Consider the following 20,850-nt stretch of genomic DNA (forward strand, 5'->3'; position numbering starts at 1 on the left):
ACGTCATGACCAATAGACCCTGCCTGCGAGTGGGCGTTGGCGGCCCTGTGGGTTCCGGCAAAACGGCACTCTTGCGCCACCTGTGCCTGCGGCTGCGCAAGCACTACAATATGGCCGTCGTCACCAACGACATTTACACCCGCGAAGATGCGGAATTTCTGCTGCGGCACAACGCCCTTGAAGCCGACCGCATCATCGGCGTTGAAACGGGCGGCTGCCCGCACACTGCCATCCGCGAAGACGCCTCAATGAACATTCAGGCCATTGAGGAGCTTCAGGCGCGTCATCCCGGCCTGGAACTGGTGTTGGTGGAAAGCGGCGGGGACAACCTGTCCGCTACGTTCAGCCCGGAACTGGCCGACCTCACCATCTATGTCATTGACGTAAGCGGCGGCGATAAAATCCCGCGCAAGGGCGGCCCCGGCATCACCAAGTCCGACCTGCTCGTTATCAACAAGGTTGACCTCGCGCCCATGGTGCATGCCTCGCTGGACGTGATGGAGCGTGACACCCGCCGCATGCGCGGCGAACGCCCCTATGTGCTGACCGAAATGCTTTCCGGGGCCGGTATTGAGGCTGTGATCACTTTCATCATCCGCGAGGGCATGCTGCAGTTTTAGCGGTTGGATATGCCTTATTGTAATGTTCCCCCTCTCTGCCCACGATAAGAGCCGATCGCTGATATCACGCTTGAGGCTTTTGCGGGAAGTGGTTCAGTGCGGAATCTGGCCCAGCAGTTTGAACCAGGCATAGTCGAGCGGCACCAGCATCAAGAAGGTGGTCGCTGCAAGCGCCAGGCAAAGTCGAATGCCATCCCTGGCGGGCACCTGACCCATACCCATTGCAACGACGACGGGAGATGCCTGGTAGGGAAGCAACGGCGTGGCATAGCCGATGACCTGCACCATAAGCACGGTCAGCAAAGGCAGACCGGAAGCTTCTGCCAGGGGCTGCGCGAGGGGCGTGAACAAGGCTGGTACGCCATTGGCAGTAACGGTGAAGTTTAACGCACTGGTCAGCGCGATCAAGGCTCCAAAGTTGCTGGCCGGGCTGGACGGATCGAGCGGGAGCCTGTGCAGCAACCACGAGCCCATGATGGCTCCCAGCCCGGAATAGTTCACGAACGCCGCCAGCCCCAGGATGCCGGCAATATAGAGACAGGTGCGGATGTTGACGCCAGCGGCAAATTCGTCGCCAGTCAGAAAGCCAATGCGGGGCAACACGCAAACGCAGGCAGCCGCCAAACCTATCCAGGCTGGCGATATACCATGCACGGCATCGGTTATCCACAGCGCCAGCGTCGCAAGCAGCAAGACACTCAGGCGTTTTTCGGCTGGACTCAGCGGTTGGGAGGGCCCGGATGCCGCAATTTTTTGCGGTTTTGCGGGGAACAGCAGACACAGCCAGCCCACAAGCGCGAGTCCTTTGAGCAGCCCGAGTACGGGCGCATGCAGCATCAGATAGGGAAGATAGGAAAGGTGGATGCCATACGCGCTTTCGGCTGCGCCAGCCATGATGAGGTTGGGCACATTGGCGGGCAGGATGCTGGCTGACAGTTGGAAGGTGCCAAAGCCGACCGCCAATGCCAGTGCCGTGCGCCCGCGACTGCCCTCTACCAGTCCAGCGCGGTCGGCCAGAGCCAGGACGATGGGCATCAGCAAGGCGATGCGCCCCATGTTGGAAGGCATGATGAAGGCCAGGGCATAGGTGAGCAACACCACGCCCCCGACCATATGGAGCCATGATCCAGTCAACCGGCTCGCCAGACTGCGGGCGATGCGGTCTGCCAAACCGACCTTGCGGATAGTAACGCCAAGAACAAAGCCACTGAGCACCAGCCAGAACGCGCCCGAAGAAAAACCCGAGAACAACACGTCGGGCGGAGCCAGATGCAAGATGGCGGCTGTTGCAAAAAACAGTAAAGCGACGAGGTATTCCGGCAACCTCGCCGTGGCCCAAAGCCCGATCGTGGCGGTGACGATGCCCGCGCCTATCCATGCTTCTGCCGCCATTGCGTCTCCTGTTTATTATATGTTTACGTAGGATAACTGACGAATTTATTCTGATGGCTCCTTTGTCCGTCCACGCCCGCAATCCGCTGGCCATGCACAGCCTCACACGGCATACTGATGGTTGCTCCAATGCCCGCCGTGCGAATGCGGAACCGCACCATACGCGCGGTTGCCTGCGTCGTCATGCGGAGCAAGTGTGCTTTGAACGGCTGTTGCTTGGGGCACGGAAAAGCATATCAGCAAAGGCATACGGTGGGAATAGATACAGCAGACAAAGAACGGATCAATGTCCATATTTTTCTTGCACCACTACTCCGCCCAGACAACTGATGCCAGCATATTCAGTCCATCATACCGCACAAGATACTTTTGTTTGAGTGAAATACAGATCACCTGTCCATATTTTGGTCAGATTCTGGAGTGTACTCCGGGGAAATATGGGGATTAGTGGCATGGTGGGTGCACACAAGGCAAATGCGCTTCCCCCAGAGTGACAAACCACCTGGGTACTGGCAAAAAAACAGAAGGAACAACGCCTCCTGCCCATTCAGGATTGCAGACCAGATGGCGAAAGGCTATGTTCCCAATATTAATGCCACCTGAAACGGGAGACACAATACGGAATCATGAGAACACGCACACAAGACAAAGCCGCTTCCGGCGCTGAAGACCGGCGGGCCCCGGAACACACCGCCGCGCACCATTTACGCTCGCACGATATAGAAACGACTCAGGATCGGGTGACATGGTCACTCTTTATGAAAGCGGCCCTGCTTGTAGTAGGTATCTGGTCTGCTTCTGCCCTGGGTTTATATTTGTTCACGTCAGATTTCAGCAAATCCGGCACGTTCGGTGACTCTTTCGGCGTGCTGAACACGCTGTTTTCCGGTCTTGCATTTGCTGGAATCATCGTTTCAATAAAAATGCAGAATGATGAAATGCGCGAACAGCGTAAGGAACTACAAAAGCAGAAGAAAAATGCTTTGTTATACCACAGGGAAAGAATGTTTCTTTTGCTGATGGATGAGTTCAAAAAGTCAAGGGAACATCGCTACACTGTTGCCGACGTACGCCGCATTATCTATGACTGTCTTGGTTACGATGTGGGCAGTCCGGATCAAGATTCACCAGTGCCAGCGCTTATTGATGAGGTGGAAGGTGTACTTGTGGGCACCCGATCCGAAACGCCCTTGCTGCAAACCCTGTCCCGTCGCGTGTTTCGGCACGAAATGTGTGAAGTGTTCCTTAAAACTTTTCACCAGGCTGCGGAAAGCGTAAAAAAATTCGACTCCGCAAACAGGGGCGAATATTACGATATCGTTTGCAACAGCATGTCAGATCCGGAAGAAGCCTTGTTGTTCCTCTGCTTTGTGGCGCGTTACGGCGCGCAAACCCAGCAAAATCCTCAGGCAATGAAATTGTTCGACAGCTTTGACGAAATCAAGGGCAAACTGCTCTAGTCAGCCGCCGAAGCGCCTTTTCAGCCATAAACAGTGCCTGGCCGCTACGCCTTGTTCACACGCCGCGCGTAACAAAACAATTAGTTCTGCTTTTACAAAATAATAAAATGAACCGCAGAGGCCGCAGGTGAGTTTTTCTGCGGCACCAAGAAGTCCATTTTTAAATTTTGCGCAATAAAGCAGCGCGTTACCAGTAGCCCTAAAATGGAAAGCCCCGGGGATGCCGGGGCAATCAGGGAATGTAGAAGCAGTTGTTGAGGCACTATGCAGGATGACGGCATCAATGTCAACATAGTACACCAGTTTCAAGCGGCAACAATTATAAATGTTGGTCCTGCGTGTGTGCGCAAAGATCCGCCCTGTGCCCCGATAAAAAAAGGGGTCACAGATGTTATCTGTAACCCCTTGATTTTTCTGGTCGGGATGGCGCGATTTGAACGCGCGGCCTCAGCGTCCCGAACGCTGCGCTCTAGCCAAGCTGAGCCACATCCCGTTGAGAAAGGGAACATATGCGAGACGTTGAATTTTGGCAAGCCATTTTTTATTTGTAAAAAAATTTGGGCTGACGTAACATAACATCCGTCCTTAGAAGGACAAATTCTTTGCGGAGCGAACGACCTGTATGACCCGTGTTTTAGTGGTGGACGATTCGACCTTCATGCGCAACGCTATTGTCTCTCTTTTGGAGCAGGACCCGGAAATCAAGGTTGTCGGTACTGCCAGAGATGGGCTGGAAGCTCTGCAAAAAGCCGAAGAGCTTGATGCTGACGTCATGACGCTTGATGTGGAAATGCCTCGCCTTGATGGCCTTGGCACGTTGCAGCGCCTTATGAAGACAACGCCCATGCCAGTGCTCATGATCAGTTCGCTGACTGAGAGCGGTGCTGAAAGCACTCTCAAGGCTCTGGAATACGGGGCGCTGGACTTCATCCCCAAGAACATGAGCAATGACCGTGATTCTTTCGGGTCGGAACTGCGCCGCAAAGTAACGGCACTGGCCCGGCGTAAGGCCATCATCCGTCTCAAGTACCGCCGCATCAACAATATTCCCATGCCGGCCTCTCCCTTGCCGCGAATACAGCATTCACAACCGGCGGACTATGTTCAGACACCCTGCCATGGACCACGCGACCTCGTTGTTGTGGGCGTTTCCACGGGGGGACCGCCAGTGGTTCAAAAGATCCTGTCCGCCCTGCCCGCAGATCTGGCAGCCTGCATCCTTGTGGCGCAGCACATGCCAGCCGCCTTTACAGGCCCCTTTGCCAAAAGACTGGACAGTGTTTGCAACATAAGCGTCTCCGAGGCAGTGGATGGAGACCGCATAAAAAACGGGCATGCCTATGTCTGCCCTGGCGGCAAGCATATAAGCGTGCGCATGCGCGGCCCCCTGCCTGAAGTCGCCATCACCGAGGAACCCCGTGACGCGCTGTACAAGCCCACCGTCAACCTGCTTATGGAAAGCGCCGGAAAAAACATGGGCCGCCGTACCCTGGGTGTCATGCTGACCGGCATGGGTTCGGACGGATGCGAAGGCGCAAAAGTTTTGAGAGAAAAAGGCGGCTGCCTCATTGCCCAAAATGAGGCTTCATGCGTGGTATATGGCATGCCCAAGGCTGTCATTGATGCCAAATTGGCCAATCAGATTCTTGATGCAGATGATATCGCCCAAGCCATCATGACAATTGTCAAGGGCTGACCAGTAGCGCAGCAGGAAGCACTATTATGGAAAATTTGCTCGACACGGCTCCGCAAGTACTTGAAGCACTGCAGTCAGATGACAGCGCCACTATTCGCAGTGCCGCTTTCAATGCTGGCGACATGGCCTTGCTTGAAGCTATCCCTTTGCTTTGCTCGCTTGTCAAAAGCAGCAATATCGGCATACAGGAAGCGGCAGAATACGCCTTGCGCAAAATCCGGGGCCCCCAGGTGGTGGCTGCCCTGCTGCCCTTGCTACGTAGCGATGAGGCCCCTGTGCGCAATGTGGCCATGGATATTTTGCGTGAAATCGGCAGTGACAGCATTGAGAGCATGCAGCCGTATCTGCAGGACGAAGACCCGGATCTGCGCATCTTTATTACCGACATTCTCGGGTACAGCCCGACGCACCAGGCGGTTCTGCTCCTCTCAAAGGCGCTGCTTAAAGATCCGGAAGTAAACGTGCGCTATCAGGCGGCCGTCAGTTTGGGCAACCTTGCTTTTCCCGAGGCGGTTCCCGCTCTGTGCCAGGCCATGCACGATGAAGAATGGGTGCAGTTCGCAGTGGTGGAAGCCCTGGCGAAGATCAAGGATCCTTCCGCCGCCAATGGGCTTGTAAAGTTGCTGCCGCAGGCCTCGCCACTTGTATGCTCCGCCATCATTGACGCGCTGGGCGATATGGGGGATGTCAAAGCCATACCGCTGCTTTTCAGCTCGCTTGAAAATGTCCGCGTGCCTCTGCGGCATAAAATCGTCAAAGCCATTGTGCAGATTCTGAGCGTGCGCTCCCTGTCGCTGCTGGCCGCCAAATCACAAGAACGCTTGCGCGACTATCTGCTTGAGGCGCTTACCGACAATGATGAAGACATTCTGCTGGCTGCTCTGCAAGGCTTGAGCGCCATTGGCAACGAGGACGCCACCGAGGCCATCATCAATCTGGCCGTGGGCCTTGATGTGGAGCGGCAGTCCGAACTTTATGAGGCTGCCATACACGCCATTGCTTCCCTTGGGTACAACAGCATGCTCCGCGACGCCCTGCGCAGCGACGATGAAAAGCATATTGCCGTGGCAATGGAAGCCTGTCGGCTTTTGAAGGATCAACGCCCGGTTGAGGAGCTTAAAAACATTTTCTGGCGGGTAAGCCCCGATCTGCGACGGGAGGCTGTGGCCGAACTCGCGCAGATGGGCACCTGCACGGATACCCCGTTCTTTCTCTCCATTATTGAACACTCTGACGACGCGGAAGTTTTAAAGAGCGCACTGGTGTTTTTCGGTAATCAGCATGGTTGCCCCGAAGTGGAAGACATCGTTTTTGCCCAGCTTGACCACCGGTATGTTGATGTGCAGGAAATGGCTCTTGAAGCAAGCATCAATCTTCACAGCCCCAAACTCAACAGCCAGTTCAAGATCAGGGCACGCAGCGAAGACCCCATGCAGCGCATGATGGCCATCTACGCTCTTGGCCGCTATAGTGTCACTGAAAATCTTGATGAAATACTTCAGGCTCTTGAAGACCCTTCGCCCCGTGTGCGACAGGTTGCCATTGAGGCCTTTCAAAATCTGGGGCCACAGGCTGAAGACTTTTTGCCCCACTTCTTGCCCCGCCTGATTGATGAAGACAAGGACGTGCGGATCGCCCTGGTGGATCTGCTTGGTCAGATAGGCACCCCAGCAGTCATGCCGCACCTTGTCTCTGCCCTTGCTGACGAGAATGACTGGGTCAAAATCAGAGCCATTGAAGCTCTGGGCGTACACAAACTTGCCGATGCTGTTCCCTACCTGACTCAACTGTTTGAAACAGCCAATCCCATGGTTTCTTACAAGATTATTGAGGCGTTGGGAATGATCGGCGGCAATGTGGCCTTCAGTGTGCTTCTTGGCTTGATGAATAGTGAAGACCCGGAAATACAGCACGCTGCGGCTGAAGCGGTGGCAGCCATCCAGGCAGAACAGGAGTAGCCATGTCACAGCCTCCGACCTTTTTCCCCAACGGCGTGCAAAACAAAAACGCCAACGATACAGAAAATCGCGGAACGTCCACTTCCACGGCTCCATCCGCGACGGGCAAGCCTCCTACACAGTCTGGGGCTTTTTCGCGTCCGGCTGACGAACAAACGTCACGCCTTGGCGCAGGTCTGACGCAGCCGCCACAACCGACATCTGCTTTCAAACCCTCCGGATTTGCCCCACGCCCCACAGACCCCGCTGCGTCTCCGGCGCGACCTGCATTTGGCACCACTGCGGGAAGCAGTCCCTTCAGTTCTGCTGGCACCACGCCAACCCAGCCTTCTGCATTTGGCGGCGCCACCTCCCCCTATGTTGGTCAGTCTGGCCTGGGACAACCCAATCTGGGGCAGTCCACCTGGACGTCGCCCTTGCGCCAGGCAGCCCAGACGCCGCCAGGAACCTCCGTTTCCAGCCCCTTTGCCGCAAAAGACGCCGCTGCGCAAAGATCTCCCGCCGGGGCACAGCAGGCATCCGCTTTCGGCACGACAGGCTCAAGCCTTTTTCCTTCGGCAGGCGCGGCGGGCAACAGAACCAGCGCGTTCCAGTCCGGGGCCAATGCGACGCCGCAGGCGGCAATGCCGCCAAAGGCACCTCTTTTCCGCAGCACGCAGCCCGGCACGCCTTTGCGTCAACCCCTCACCCCAAGTTCGGCCTTTCGCACGCCCACCCCTGCTGTTGAAAACACAAAGGCTACTTCGCCCTTTCGCAAGGACTTGCAGATTTCGGATGAGGAATTTTTGCAGCTTCGTGATTTTATTTACCAGCAATGCGGCATTTTTATCGCCGAAAACCGCAAATATCTGGTTGAAAACCGTCTTTCCAATCGCATCAAGGATTTGAACCTCAAAAGTTACAACGAATACTACAATTTCCTCCGGTTTGATGCCAGTCGAAAGACTGAATTAAACAAGCTTTTTGAGGTTGTTACTACCAACGAAACCAGTTTTTTCCGCAATCCGCCGCAACTGGAAGTTTTTCAAAAAAACGTGCTGCCTGATATACTGGATCAATGCCGCCAAAAAGGACAAAAAAAATTACGTATCTGGTCGGCAGGCTGTTCCACAGGTGAGGAGCCCTATACCCTCGCTATCATTCTTCACGAAGTTCTCAGAAGTGAAATCCATAGCTGGGATATCAAAATAACGGCCAACGATCTTTCTGAAGCCGTACTTGCCGCCGCAAGGCGTGGCATCTACAGCGAGTATGCACTGCGCACCACGCCAAAATCCATCGTAGACACCTACTTCGTTAAAGAGGACAGTGTATACAAGATCAAGCCCGAACTGAAGAACCTCGTTTCTTTTGGGCAGATAAATCTTAGCGACAAAGAGCAGTTGAGGCGTGTTGATAAATCGCAGATCGTTTTTTGCCGTAATGTCATCATTTACTTTGACGATGAAATGAAGCGCAAAGTCATCAATGCCTTCTATGACAACCTGGAGGTCAATGGCGCACTGCTCATCGGCCATTCAGAGTCGCTGCACAATATCAGCCGTGCGTTCCAGCTGGAGCATTTCAAAGGCACCATCGTCTACCGCAAGCTGGCTTAGGCACGACATGTGCGCCAAGATCCTGGCTGTTGCCAATCAGAAAGGAGGCGTGGGAAAAACCACAACCGCTGTGACCCTGGGTTGTGCGCTGGTACGGGCGGGAAAAAAAATCCTGTTGCTGGACCTTGATCCGCATGCCTGTGCGACCCTGCACGCCAGGATATATCCAGAGGACGTGCGTTACAGCCTGCATGACATTTTTATGGCCTCCGAAGAAAGCTGGCCCGCGCTGTGGCCGCTTCTGCTGCGCTCACAGGCATTGCACGGTATGGATATGGCCCCTGGCAGCATTCGCCTGTCGGAGCTTGAAGTTGATTTTAAAGACAGAAGCGCCAAAGGCAGCATACTTGGCAGAAGCCTGGAGGCCGTGCGCAAGGATTATGACTTTATCATTCTGGATTGCCCGCCCCATGTAGGCATACTTCTTGTAAACGCACTGGTGGCGGCCGACTTGCTGATAATTCCGATACAGACAGATTTTTTGGCGCTGCACGGTTTGAAGCTGCTGTTTGACACGCTGCATACACTCAACAAGGCGCTGGGCAGACCCATTCTCTACCGGGCCCTGCCCACCATGTATGACAAGCGCGCCAAGGCATGCACCAGGGTACTGGAGCTTTTGCAGCGAAAAATGGATCACGCTATGTTCAACTCCATTATTGGCATTGACACACGTTTTCGTGAAGCCAGCGCTCAGGGATGCAGTATCTATGACATTGACCAGCATTCGCGAGGGGCACGCTGCTATGAAGCTCTTGCGCAGGAAGTGTTGCAACTATGGTAAAAACGCCTGAAGAATATTTCTCTGGTCAGAGTTTTACCCCGCCGGGTATGGCAGGGTCATCGTCTGCGCTCAGCGCCGCTGAACAGGCTTTTGTTCAAAAGTATCTTGGCGTTGATGCGCTGGCGGATATGTCCATATACGCGCCCGATGCCGCAGATGCAGCGCCGGACGCAGCCCTGGGCAGTATATCCACCCCCGGCGTTGAGGGGCGCGAGGATCATGCAGTGCGCCCCGCGCATTCCGCCGTCAGTTTAAAAACGCAATTGACCACACTGCCCACAGTGCAGATGGTGTCGTTCTATGTGCGCGAACAGATTTTTCTTCTGCCGGTTTGCGTGATTGTTGAAGTGTTGCGGCATATGCCGCTCACACGGCTGCCCATGGCTCCGCCCTTTGTAGCTGGCGTCGTCAACCTGCGGGGGCGCGTCACCCCGCTGCTGCACCTTGATGCCCTGCTGACCCTTGATCAGCAGCATCGTTACACACCCGAAAGTTTCATTGTGGTGTGCGGCAGTGAAGAAATGCAGCTTGGCCTTATCGTTGATAAGATTCATACTATGTATATGCTGGATCAGGCCAAGATCAACTGGAATGCCGAGGTCCAACTGGGAGCCAGCGCAGACCTGCTTTGCGGACTTGCCGAAGTGAATGACCACCTGCACGGCATTGTTGACCCACAAATGATCGTGGAAAAGCTGCTTGAAGCTTAATACACTAAATTTGTAATAAAATTGTGCCGTTGCAAAAAGTGTAAATAACCTCTAAACAGTTCGCATCGATATGACGTGTGGCAAGCTTTTGAGTGCTCTTTCAGGGCTCAGCCCTTTATTATGGCGCACATTCTTTGTGTGCGCGGCTGCTTTCAGCATAATCGGACAATCGAACACCCAGGTTTGCCCGATAAAGCGGCAGTCAACATCTGACGGACAGGAACGGATATTATGAAAAAACATATCATGGTCGTCGATGACTCAAAGACCATCCGTAATCTGGTGGCCTTTGTGCTAAAAGGAGAAGGCTTTAAGGTCAGTACCGCTGAAGACGGCCTTGATGCCATTGAAAAGCTGTACAGCCTGGACCCCGTTGATCTGATCGTCTCCGATGTCAACATGCCTCGCATGGATGGATTCACGTTCATTAAAACCATCCGCGCGCAGGACGCTTACAAGGACATCCCCATTATTGTTCTCTCAACGGAAGGACAGGAAAAGGATATACAGACCGGCATGAGCCTTGGGGCAAATCTTTATATGGTCAAGCCCGCCCAGCCCGAAAAAATGGTCCGTAATATAAAGATGCTCTTGGGTTAGCCGATAAGAAAGACAACATTACCCGTCAGGGTACAGCGCTTTCAGTCAAGCAGGGTATGGGGTATGAGCCAAGATTTTTTTGACCCAGAATTATTTGCCGACTTTATTGCAGAGGCAAAAGAGCATCTTGAGACCATCGAGCCCAATCTTTTGGAGCTTGAAAAGGCCCCAGGAAACTTGGCCCTGCTCAATGATATTTTTCGCCCCATGCATTCCCTCAAGGGAGCTTCAGGCTTTCTTGGGCTAAACCGTATCAATCAGCTTGCGCACAAGGCCGAAAATATTCTTGACGAACTGCGCAAAGGCAGCATGGTGGTCACATCGGAAATTATGGATGTCATTTTGGCCTCCACCGATGCCCTGCGTCAGATGATCGACAACCTTGAGGCCAACAATTCTGAAGGAGAGGTTGAAACCGGTCACATTATGGCGCAGATCGACGCCATTATGGCTGGCGACAGCCCCGCTCTGAACCCGCCCGCTGACGCTGCTCCTGTTGCCGAAACCGCTGCCGCCCCTGCGGTCACGGATGTTCAGGCACAAGGTGCCCTTCCGGCTGAAACCAGTGCTGGCGGGTACCCCGCAGCGGAATTGCCTCAGAATGCCCAGGCTGATTCCGTTTCTGCGCCCGACAATGCCAACGGCATGTCCGGCAAGGAATGGGTGGGCACCCTGCCTGCGCACGAGCCCTATGCCCTTACGGCCTTCGGCGAAGGACATCTTAAAGATTTCATCGACGAATCCATTGAGATCATAGAAAATCTCACCAATGGGCTTCTGGATCTTGAAGAAAATCCCACAGGTCAGAATGATCTGGTCAATGACCTTTTCCGCTTTTTCCACAATATGAAGGGCAATAGCGGCATTATTGGCTATAATGAGCTCAATGCGCTGACCCATGAAGCGGAAACCCTGCTTAACAATGTACGGCAGGGCAAGATAACTCCGAACCACGATCTTATCGACCTGCTCCTGCTGGTTGTGGATGTAATGGAAGCCCTGGTTCGCAATATTGATATTGCTTCCGGGCAGGCCACTCCCTTTGAAACCGATGCCGTGGTACGACAGCTCCAGGCTGCCCTGGCAGGCGGCCCCATTGCCTTGCCGGAAGAACTGCTGGCGGCGCAAGGGCGCGCCCATATGCCTGCCGAAGAACCCAGGGATTCCGGAACAGAGGCGGCTAACCAGGCCTCTTCTGTTGAAGTGGTCACCCCCACAATTATTCCGGTCGGTTCCGAAAGCGACGACACGGAAGCGTTCCGCGTTACCGTGCAGCAGCAGATTGAAATCATACACGCCGCTCTGGAAACACTCAAAAAAAACGGCAGCCACAAAGATTCCATCGACGCCCTGTTCCGTTGCCTTGTGGCCATAAAGAACGCCTGCGCCTTTGTGGGGCTAGCCGACATTAAGACCTACGCGGAACGCACCGCCGGCATCGTTGACCAGGGGCGCATCAGCGACATCGATTTTGGCCTTATGATCGACCTGCTCAGTCAGGAAGTCAGTATCATTGAAGATATGATCCGCCAGGCGCTGGCTGAGGGCAAAGTTGCGGCGGACGTCTGCTCCAGCGCTGAAAAAGCGGTGGATGAAAATGACGAATCTGACAGCCCGTCCACGGCATCTGACGCAGACCACACCCAGCCCAAAACTTCGACAGCAATGGCCAGCGTCGCTCCGGCCCAGGCATCCCAGCCCGTCGCAAGTCGTGAAGGGCAAAGCGCTGCCGTTAAACCTGCCGCGGCTTCAACCCCCGTGGCCCCTGCCGCCCCCGCCAGAACTGTCGCCCCGGCCGCACAGCCTGCTCCTGCGGCTGCCATGCCGCGTCCGGCTGCACCCCAGACCAAGGGGGCTGCGCCTGCTGCTGAAAATCACAAAAGTTCCTCGACTATACGAGTGGATCACGAACGCCTCGACCACCTCATGAACCTTATCGGCGAACTTATTATCAATCGTAACCGGTACACCCTCATTGCCCGCTCTCTTGAAGACAGCAGCGAAAAGGTGGACATCTCGCACGTGGCGCAAAGCCTTTCTGAAACCACCTATGCCATGGCCCGTATTTCTGATGATCTGCAAGACACCATCATGAAAGTACGCATGGTTCCGGTTTCTTCTGTATTTTCACGCTTCCCCCGCCTCGTGCGCGACCTTTCGCGCAAAAGCGGAAAAGAAGTGGACCTGATCATGGAAGGCGAGGAAACAGAACTGGACAAAAGCGTGGTGGAAGTTATCGGAGACCCGCTGGTACACCTTATCCGCAACTCTGTCGATCACGGCATTGAACCTGAGGATGTGCGCATTGCCGCAGGCAAGCCCCCCAAGGGCAAGGTCACGTTGCGTGCCTTCCACAAGGGCAATTCTGTTGCCATTGAAATTGAAGATGACGGCAAGGGCATAGACCCGGTCAAGATGCGCGAAATCGCCGTGCGCAAGGGCCTGATTACCACAGAAGAAGCCGCCCAGCTTGACGACCGAGAGGCTGTGGAACTCATCTTCGCGCCCGGCTTCTCCTCTGCCGACCAGATCACTGACATTTCCGGCCGAGGTGTTGGCATGGACGTTGTGCGTACCAATATCAAGAACCTAAAGGGCAGCGTCAGCACCCACTCCGAGGTCGGCAAGGGAACGCGCTTCACCCTCAGCCTGCCGCTGACTCTGGCCATTATTGATGCCCTTATGGTTAATGTTTCAGGCCAGATGTATGCCATCCCCCTTGATGCGGTGTCTGAAACGACAAAGATCGAGGCCAAGCGTCTTACCGACGTAAAGGGCCGCAAGGCCGTCACATTGCGCGGTGAGGTGCTTGGTATTGTTGAAATGGCAGAAATGCTTGGACTGCCCCGCGCCAGTGATCCCCTCCCCGATGTGCTTTCCGTTGTGGTCATTCACGATAATGACCGCCGCCTTGGCCTGGTTGTGGACAGGTTGCTGGAAAGGCAGGAAATCGTCATCAAGCCCCTTGGAGCCTACCTTGGGGATCTCAAGGGCATTTCCGGCGCGACCATTATGGGTGATGGTTCTGTTATCCTGATTCTGGATCCACATGAAATCTATCTGATGGCCACATCCAAGGCGTCGTCCATGGCTCCTCCGGCAGGAGAAAGCAAGCAGCCCGCTTCATCAGCCAGAGTTTGACAGGTATATGATGCAGAGAACTTTTCCTGATAACGACACCACACCGTTGTGCCCATCGGTTTCGAGAAAATTTCTTGCCTTTTAGTGCTGCATCAGCTATAGCACTTCTTCGCGCGGTTACGCCCACTCATACGCTGAACATCTTCCGGCGCAGGGCCTCGTTTTTGCCGCATGTGAAGTGAACAACTTTTTTGCATATACGGAGGATAGTATGAGCAAGGAATGCATTTTCTGCGGCAAAAAGCCCCAGGTTGGAAATCTCGTCAGCCATTCCAACATCAAGACCAAGCGTCGCTTCAACCCCAACCTCCAGCGCGTTCGGCACCAGTTCGCCGATGGCAGCGTGCGGACCCTTACCGTCTGCACCCGTTGCATCCGTTCTGGCGTGGTGTCCAAGCCCCTGGTTCGCAAGCAGGGTTAGCACCTTTTTTCGCATCTGAGGCCCCGTCAGTATTCTGTCGGGGCCTTTTTTGCTATATGCCGCCGACATTTTCGCGCGCTTCAAAGCCCACCAGCGGGCGCTGGCTTATTCGTAGAAGACCCAACAGCTTGCCACGGTTCTGGCGAAACATCAGCCAGGCCAGTGGAGCGGACAATTACGTGCGCTTTCGCGACTGGCTGCTGGTGCTCAATGCCCGCGCCATTCCTCACAAAACAGTTTCACTGTCGGGCAGGGAACAAATTTATGTTCCTCCCCTGCTCGAAGGCATCGCCCTTGCGGAGCTTGGCGAGTTTTCTGCTGAAAGCAGCAGGCCTGCGCCAGTTCCCAAGCCTTTGCGCATGCACAGGCATTATGCCTTTGCCGCGCTTTTTCTTTTGCCCCTGCTTGTCTGGCATGGCTGGCGCGTGGACTGGTGGCCAGCACCCCGTCTTTTGCCTCCGCCCGAAACATGGTCAGGGGCGGGCATGCTTGATAATGTTCTGGTACGCATCTACGGACAATGGTACCGACTGGCCACCGCACTGACCCTGCATGCAGGGCTGACGCATTTATGCGGTAATCTGGCCTTTGGCGCCATCTTCCTCCCCTTGCTTGCCCGGCTCACCGGAATAGGTCGCGCCCTGTGGCTTACTGTGGCTGGCGGCATCCTGGGCAACGGACTGACAGTGCTTTTTCGCCCACGCCTGGTCACTAGCATGGGCTTTTCCACCGCACTCTTTGCCGCAGTGGGGGCATTGGCCGGATTTATGGCCCTGCAACACAGCCAGCGCGGCAAGGCCATCCTGCCAATCGCGGCGGGAATCGCCATCCTGGCCATGCTCGGCACTGAAGGCGAACGCACTGACTACGCTGCGCATATTGCAGGCCTTTGCAGCGGCATGGCCTTGGGCGCATGGGAGGCCTGGCGCTTGGGAAAAAACTGGCCCGCCCTTCCTCAACTGCTGGCCGGAGCACTGGCTGTGGCGGTTCTTGTCCTGGCATGGTACTGGGCCTTTGCCGCACTTTGAGGCTGCTCCATTGGCTCCAGGCGCCCAGAAAAAAAGTCGGTACTGAACGCGGCAGACATGAACAGGCAAGAAACCACAGATCCTCGAAAATTTGCTTCACTAAGCCCGACGTCCTGGCAGTAAGCCCTACGTCCTGGATGTGCAGTCATCTATGCGCATCTGAAGCAGATTTTTTGGGAAAATCCGCAGGAGCCTGCCCCGCTGAATTTCACATTCCCCTGCCTTTTGCGCACGTACGCTTTTTCAAAGATTACATGCTTGCAACAAAAAGCGGCCAGCTTCCCAAAGGGAAAAGCTGGCCGCCAACGTATGGCCTCAGGGTCGTTTTACCTGCCGGTTTGTGGGGGCAGCCCATTGGCCGGGATTATTCAACAATCAATGCGCTTGCACCGATCCCGCGACGATGCCTAGGCCTCGTCGCTCAACCTGCGAAAGCTTTTTTTACCAGCACCGCAAACCGGGCAATGCCAATCATCCGGCAAATCTTCAAACTTGGTTCCCGCCGGAATCTTGTGGCGCTTGTCACCGCGATCGGGGTCATATACGTAACCACAGTTCACCATCTGGCAACGCCACATGTCATGAGGATCAGCCATGGAGCCTCCCTTGTAAACAATTATTAAGCAGCCGGAGTCCCGGTAACAAATCCCTTGCTGGAGGTTCCGGTGGTCGAGGGCGTGCCGGCAATCTTGGCAAGATAGGTGTCGCCCAGCTTGGCGATGTGGTTGCCAATATTTTCGTAATAGGTCAGATGTGCCTGTTCTTCATCAATAATACGTTCAAACAGACGCGCCGAGACGATGTCGCCCTGCTCCTTACAGACTGCAAGGAACTGGCTGTACGCCTCAATGGTTGCATCTTCTTGATTTGCGTCACTTTCATAGATTGCGGGCACGTCCTGTCCGGTAACGACTTTGCCCTCTTTATTGGTTGTGGGCTCACCACCCAGCTCTTTGATGCGTTCGGCAAAATTTTCAGCGTGGCGCATTTCATCAATGGCGATAAGTTTCATGTTGGCAGCCAGTTCACCATAGTCCATGTCGTCCAGGCTATAATGCTGGTTCATGTATTGGTGAATGGCGTGCAGCTCCAGGGCGCGAGCTTTGTTAAGAACTTCAATCACCTTGGCCTTACGATTATCTCTATTTTCTGCCATTCCAAAACTCCTTGGTGTTAAGCAGGTATGGTACATTTATAAACCGATTTGAATAAACGCACAAGCCAGACAGGCTCTGGAATGCGTAGGATTAAGAAAGCAAGAATTGCCCGTTACGGCACGTTCTCTTATCCCGCACATGAGTATATAAAATTTGCCCGCCTCGAGGCAACTCCTCAACGACGGGCAAATTTTATTCGCCTGAAAGGCGAAAAAACAGCGAAGGTTTCCTAATGACTGGTGCTGCGAATGCGGCCAGCGCACTCTTTGCAAATTCCGTCATATTCGATGCGCGAATTCAGAATGCTAGAAAAGCCATCAACACTCATGCCCGTAACTGAAGGCGCCTCTCGTGGTTCCATTACATCGCCGATGCGGCCGCACTGGATGCAACGCACATGCTGATGCCGGGAAATATCGCCGTCAAAACGCTTTGTGGAACCAGCCGCTTCAAGGCGACGGATCTCACCGCTATCCGCCAAAAAGTCGAGATTGCGGTACACAGTCCCCAAACTGATGCGGGGCAAGCGTTCACGCACGATGCTGTAGAGCTCATCTGCGGTTGGGTGCGTTTTTGCCTTACGCAGTTCTTCCAAAATCACCGCGCGCTGCCGGGTCATTCTTGTTTGAATTTGGGCCATATCGGTCTCCATTTGATAGTAAAAATTACTGTTACCGCAGGATACTGTCAAGCCCATTTCACCCAGAAAGCATTCTTTTTTTGCTATCTGGGTCCAATAAGCAGAATGACCGAATCTATGGCTTGAATTGAACCGAGATCAAAGATCGCGGTTCACGGTCACGCTGCTACGCGGTTGTCTTGAGCGAAAAAGCCTGAGTCTCACACCATGCGACCGTATATCGTCTGGAGCCGCGTCCTTGTACAAAGCGCGCATCATGTGCCTGTCATTATTTAAAAAGGCTGTTAATCAAGAGCCTTATAAAAACAACGCAACACACACGCCGACATGACGGTCTGATGCTTTTACCCTAGTATAACCTGCAGTGATATTTTTGAGTTTGAACACAGAACCCTTAACAGAGCGCAATGTTGCCACAGAGCGCCCGTTTCCCCCACCCTCATGCTCTGCCTCGAACCTAAGCGTAACCAATGAACTGCAGCCACGGGCGTCACGCACCCGCTGGCAACCGTGCCCCTAAACTGTCTCATAGCCAGGGTCAGCATTGCTTCGGCTCGAAGGCTTCACGTTCTCCTTCATTCTCCGCTGAGGCATGGAACAAAAGGCCCCCAGTTCCAAAAGCCTACAGATATCTTGCAAGCGGCATAGACCGGTACGGATCTACGCTTCTCCCGCCTGGTTTTCTGGCAAAAACGCCCGGTTGCCCCCGGCCGTTTTTCACCAACAAGACACCCGGCTCCAAAAAAGAACTACCGGCCTGTCGTCTCACGCGTCATATCGATCGCCTGGCCATGGTCATTTTGAGTGTTCACCCAAAACTACTCCGGGCCAAGTGATAACCAACGCAACAATGCTCAGTCCGGACGTTGCTTTACCGTGATGCGGCGTAGAATACGAGCCACAAAATTCGGCATTACTGCTTCGTCCTGCACTTCCACTGCTGTGTGTGAATCAAAGGAGTATGGTAAGGTATAAAACTTCTATCATGAGGTCAAGTATGGAGGGCCATGCAAACTGCAGTATTCGCAATTTTCAAGGCAATAACGTGTATTATTTGAAATTTTATTTTTGTTCAAATGCGCATAACTGTGGCATATGCTGCAAAATACATCCTGCTACAGCGGTACACTTGTATGTGTATGCCCATATTTTCGCAACAGTGTCTGTCCGGCAAAGGCCGCTCCCCAAAGCCCGCTGTCTGTATCTGTAACAAGATACACAGGAATGTGCTGTAAAAGAGTTAGCGTAGCCTCAGAAGAAGCGTATAGGCTTTCAAGAAATGTGGAGCTGGTGACGCAAAGCGGATTGGCGGCGGCCACTCCACCCGCTATCCACAAACCACCCCGGCAAAGGGTAGAGAGCATCCACCCCCTGCAAAAACGTCCTAAAAAGCGGGCATACCATTGAAGGGTTGGCGTATCACACGAAAGCGCACGCTCGCCGACTTGCCGTGGCTGCAGAAACTGTCCGGTAAGATAATAGTGCAGGATGGAAAGACCATCGCCACAAAGAACATTTTCGGCGCTGGCAAAAGGCCGCCCCAGTTCTCTGCACAAAAAGCGCCTGAATTCCTGTTCTTCGTCCTCAAAAAAAGCAAAAGCGGCATGCCCGGCCTCGCTGGAAAAAGGCAGCCACTCATCAGTTCCGACAGGCAGGAGGCTGGCAGCGCCAAGCCCGGTTCCTGCGCCGACAACCGAACGCGCCCCCATGCGGCCCGGCTCGTTTGAGCCACTGCCCCAAGCGGGTTTTGATGAGGCTTCCACAGCGACGCTCCGCTCTTTGGCAGGGCCCGCTACGTGCAACGCGCTCATTCCCGGCGGGGTCAGCGTGGCGTAAGCCTGGAGAGTAAAGTCATTGAGAAGCAGGCACCGGGCGGCCTGGCAGGCTGGCATGTCCGCAATATTAATGTACAGACTGCCATTGGTAAGGCGTCCCCGCTGCCTGTCCACAGGCCCGGCCAATCCCACCACAATGGCATCGGCGCTTTCAACAGGCTGCGACAGCGTTTCTGACAGTGCGGCAAACAGCGACTGTCTGCTGGTCAATATCTTGGAATCAATGCGAGTTGCCACTTCCAGGGAAAGCCTGTCATCCTCAAGGCTGAAACTGGCGAACCGACAGTTTGTGCCGCCAACGTCAGCTACAAGTATCCTCTGCATGGCTACCTCTCTTACCGTGAAGAGGCGCTTGCGCCAGACTCGTCAATTTTGCGCACAATGCTGGTAGTGCTGCATCCCTGCACCAGATCCGCCAGGAATACCCGTCCGCCGGAGGCGAGAACGACATCCGCCCCCACAACGCTGTCCACCGTGTAGTCGCTGCCTTTGACAAGCACATCAGGGCGTAGGGCCATAATAAGGTTCAGGGGAGTGTCTTCGTCAAAGAGCACCACAGCGTCTACACCGCTTAAGGCAGCCAGCAGCATGGCACGGCTTTGTTCATTTTGAACCGGGCGGCTGGGCCCCTTGAGGCGGCGTACAGATGCGTCGGAGTTCAGGCCCACCACAAGCCTTGTTCCCTGGGAGGCGCTTTGACGAATAAGAGAAATATGACCAGGATGCAGTAAGTCAAAGCAGCCATTTGTGAAGACGATACTTTCGTTCTTGCGACGCCAGTCTTCCGCTTTTTCAAGCAGATCCGGCAGGGCGTAAAGCTTGGGATTGTCTGCCCCCTGTCGCAGAGCCTGGCGCAATTCGCTGAGGCTTACGGGGGCTGTGCCCATTTTACCCACGGCCACACCGGCAGCGGCATTGGCCACATCCATGCTTTCTTCCCAGGTCAGACCGCTGCCTATGCAGGCCGCCAGGGTAGCGATGACGGTGTCTCCCGCTCCAGAAACATCCGCCACCTCACGCACCACAGACGGAACGTAGCGCGGCGGCGTATCTGGCGTGAACAAGGCCATTCCCTTGGCCCCGCGGGTTATAAGCAGCCTTTCAATGGCGTAGTCGCCGCGCACTCGATCCGCAAGCTTTTCGCGTGTTTCACGATCAAGTGGCATATTGGCGTCCCTGCCGCTAATGATATCAAACTCTGCCCTGTTCGGCGTGACGCAGTGCGCGCCCGCATAGCGCTCCCACCGTACGCCCTTGGGATCAACCAGCACCTTGATGCCAAGGCGGCGCGCCTCTTCTATGACAAGGCGGCATAAATTGCGGCCCTGTTCAGTGTCCAGCAATACACCTTTGCCATAGTCGGAAATAACGACAGCCTGGCATGCAGGCAGCAAATCCCGCGCAGCCTGCCACAAGGCTTCAAGTTCTTGCGCCGAGGGGCAGCGGCATTGTTCTTCATCCAGACGCAGTAATTGCTGGCCCTGTGCGATCATCCTGGTTTTGCAGGTAGTGGCGCGTGTCAACGATGGCACAAGGCGGTGTGTGATGCCTGTCTGTTCAAGGCATTGACAAAGATCCGCAGCATCGGCATCGGCCCCGGTAAGCCCAACCAGAGCGGCTTGCGCGCCAAGATGCACCAGGTTTCGGGCAACGTTGGCCGCACCGCCTGGCGCAAACCAACGTTTGTTCACACCAAGCACCGGCACAGGAGCTTCAGGAGAAATGCGTCCCACCTTGCCGGTTATATAGCGGTCAAGCATAACATCGCCCACAACCAGCACACGTACCTTGTCAAAATTCATGGCAATTC

General features: G+C 54.6%; 18 protein-coding genes and 1 tRNA gene. 11 read left to right on the forward strand and 8 right to left on the reverse strand.

Annotated features, from left to right (window positions below; all coding sequences use genetic code 11):
• Window positions 1-5 precede the first annotated feature (5 nt).
• A complete protein-coding gene (ureG, locus tag RBR41_RS02575) occupies window positions 6-620 on the forward strand; it encodes an urease accessory protein UreG (protein WP_320350768.1) in 615 nt (204 codons plus the stop codon).
• A gap of 93 nt (window positions 621-713) precedes the next feature.
• Here the strand turns inward: ureG and RBR41_RS02580 are convergent, their stop codons facing one another.
• Window positions 714-2,012, reverse strand: a complete 1,299-nt coding sequence (locus RBR41_RS02580; protein WP_320350769.1) for an SLC13 family permease — start codon at window positions 2,010-2,012, stop codon at window positions 714-716.
• Window positions 2,013-2,638: 626 nt separating this feature from the next.
• Here RBR41_RS02580 and RBR41_RS02585 point away from each other — a divergent pair.
• Window positions 2,639-3,472: a hypothetical protein gene (locus RBR41_RS02585; protein ID WP_320350771.1), complete on the forward strand. Its 834-nt coding sequence runs from the start codon at window positions 2,639-2,641 to the stop codon at window positions 3,470-3,472.
• Here the strand turns inward: RBR41_RS02585 and RBR41_RS02590 are convergent, their stop codons facing one another.
• Window positions 3,473-3,781, reverse strand: a complete 309-nt coding sequence (locus tag RBR41_RS02590) for a hypothetical protein (RefSeq protein ID WP_320350772.1) — start codon at window positions 3,779-3,781, stop codon at window positions 3,473-3,475. It abuts the gene before it with no gap.
• 106 nt (window positions 3,782-3,887) lie between these two features.
• Window positions 3,888-3,965 (reverse strand) — tRNA-Pro (locus tag RBR41_RS02595).
• 129 nt (window positions 3,966-4,094) lie between these two features.
• Here RBR41_RS02595 and RBR41_RS02600 point away from each other — a divergent pair.
• From RBR41_RS02600 to RBR41_RS02640, 9 genes are all read left to right on the forward strand, one after another.
• Window positions 4,095-5,168 (forward strand): chemotaxis response regulator protein-glutamate methylesterase, encoded by a 1,074-nt coding sequence (locus tag RBR41_RS02600; RefSeq protein WP_320350774.1) that lies wholly within the window; start codon window positions 4,095-4,097, stop codon window positions 5,166-5,168.
• A 26-nt stretch (window positions 5,169-5,194) separates the two neighbouring features.
• Entirely contained in the window at window positions 5,195-7,126 is a 1,932-nt protein-coding gene (locus RBR41_RS02605; protein ID WP_320350776.1) for a HEAT repeat domain-containing protein, read from the forward strand.
• 761 nt (window positions 7,127-7,887) lie between these two features.
• Entirely contained in the window at window positions 7,888-8,724 is an 837-nt protein-coding gene (locus tag RBR41_RS02610; RefSeq protein ID WP_320350834.1) for a protein-glutamate O-methyltransferase CheR, read from the forward strand.
• 7 nt (window positions 8,725-8,731) lie between these two features.
• On the forward strand, window positions 8,732-9,508 hold the full coding sequence (locus tag RBR41_RS02615) for a ParA family protein (protein WP_320350778.1): 777 nt from the start codon (window positions 8,732-8,734) through the stop codon (window positions 9,506-9,508).
• A complete protein-coding gene (locus RBR41_RS02620) occupies window positions 9,502-10,218 on the forward strand; it encodes a chemotaxis protein CheW (RefSeq protein ID WP_320350779.1) in 717 nt (238 codons plus the stop codon). Before RBR41_RS02615 ends, RBR41_RS02620 begins: the two co-directional genes overlap by 7 nt.
• Before the next feature lie 231 nt (window positions 10,219-10,449).
• A complete protein-coding gene (locus tag RBR41_RS02625) occupies window positions 10,450-10,818 on the forward strand; it encodes a response regulator (RefSeq protein WP_012625008.1) in 369 nt (122 codons plus the stop codon).
• A gap of 63 nt (window positions 10,819-10,881) precedes the next feature.
• A complete protein-coding gene (locus tag RBR41_RS02630) occupies window positions 10,882-13,959 on the forward strand; it encodes an Hpt domain-containing protein (RefSeq protein ID WP_320350785.1) in 3,078 nt (1,025 codons plus the stop codon).
• A gap of 211 nt (window positions 13,960-14,170) precedes the next feature.
• Complete coding sequence (gene rpmB, locus RBR41_RS02635) at window positions 14,171-14,380, forward strand: 50S ribosomal protein L28 (protein WP_179981593.1); 210 nt, start codon at window positions 14,171-14,173, stop codon at window positions 14,378-14,380.
• Window positions 14,381-14,436: 56 nt separating this feature from the next.
• Window positions 14,437-15,408 (forward strand): rhomboid family intramembrane serine protease, encoded by a 972-nt coding sequence (locus RBR41_RS02640; RefSeq protein ID WP_320350788.1) that lies wholly within the window; start codon window positions 14,437-14,439, stop codon window positions 15,406-15,408.
• Between the two features lie 407 nt (window positions 15,409-15,815).
• On the opposite strand, the gene RBR41_RS02645 is transcribed toward RBR41_RS02640, so the two are convergent.
• The 5 genes from RBR41_RS02645 to rfaE1 all read right to left on the reverse strand — a co-directional run bounded on the left by RBR41_RS02645 (window position 15,816) and on the right by rfaE1 (window position 20,842).
• Window positions 15,816-16,004, reverse strand: a complete 189-nt coding sequence (locus RBR41_RS02645; protein ID WP_179981591.1) for a rubredoxin — start codon at window positions 16,002-16,004, stop codon at window positions 15,816-15,818.
• A 23-nt stretch (window positions 16,005-16,027) separates the two neighbouring features.
• Window positions 16,028-16,564 carry a bacterioferritin gene (locus tag RBR41_RS02650; protein WP_320350790.1) on the reverse strand — a complete coding sequence of 179 codons (537 nt, stop codon included), beginning with the start codon at window positions 16,562-16,564 and terminating at the stop codon, window positions 16,028-16,030.
• Window positions 16,565-16,794: 230 nt separating this feature from the next.
• Window positions 16,795-17,205 (reverse strand): transcriptional repressor, encoded by a 411-nt coding sequence (locus RBR41_RS02655; protein ID WP_320350791.1) that lies wholly within the window; start codon window positions 17,203-17,205, stop codon window positions 16,795-16,797.
• Window positions 17,206-18,320: 1,115 nt separating this feature from the next.
• Window positions 18,321-19,364, reverse strand: coding sequence for a glucokinase (locus tag RBR41_RS02660; RefSeq protein WP_320350792.1), 1,044 nt, complete (start codon window positions 19,362-19,364; stop codon window positions 18,321-18,323).
• Window positions 19,365-19,375: 11 nt separating this feature from the next.
• On the reverse strand, window positions 19,376-20,842 hold the full coding sequence (gene rfaE1 / locus RBR41_RS02665) for a D-glycero-beta-D-manno-heptose-7-phosphate kinase (RefSeq protein ID WP_320350793.1): 1,467 nt from the start codon (window positions 20,840-20,842) through the stop codon (window positions 19,376-19,378).
• Window positions 20,843-20,850 lie beyond the last annotated feature (8 nt).

It is taken from the genome of Desulfovibrio sp. (assembly GCF_034006445.1).
Taxonomy (GTDB): Bacteria; Desulfobacterota; Desulfovibrionia; order Desulfovibrionales; family Desulfovibrionaceae; genus Desulfovibrio.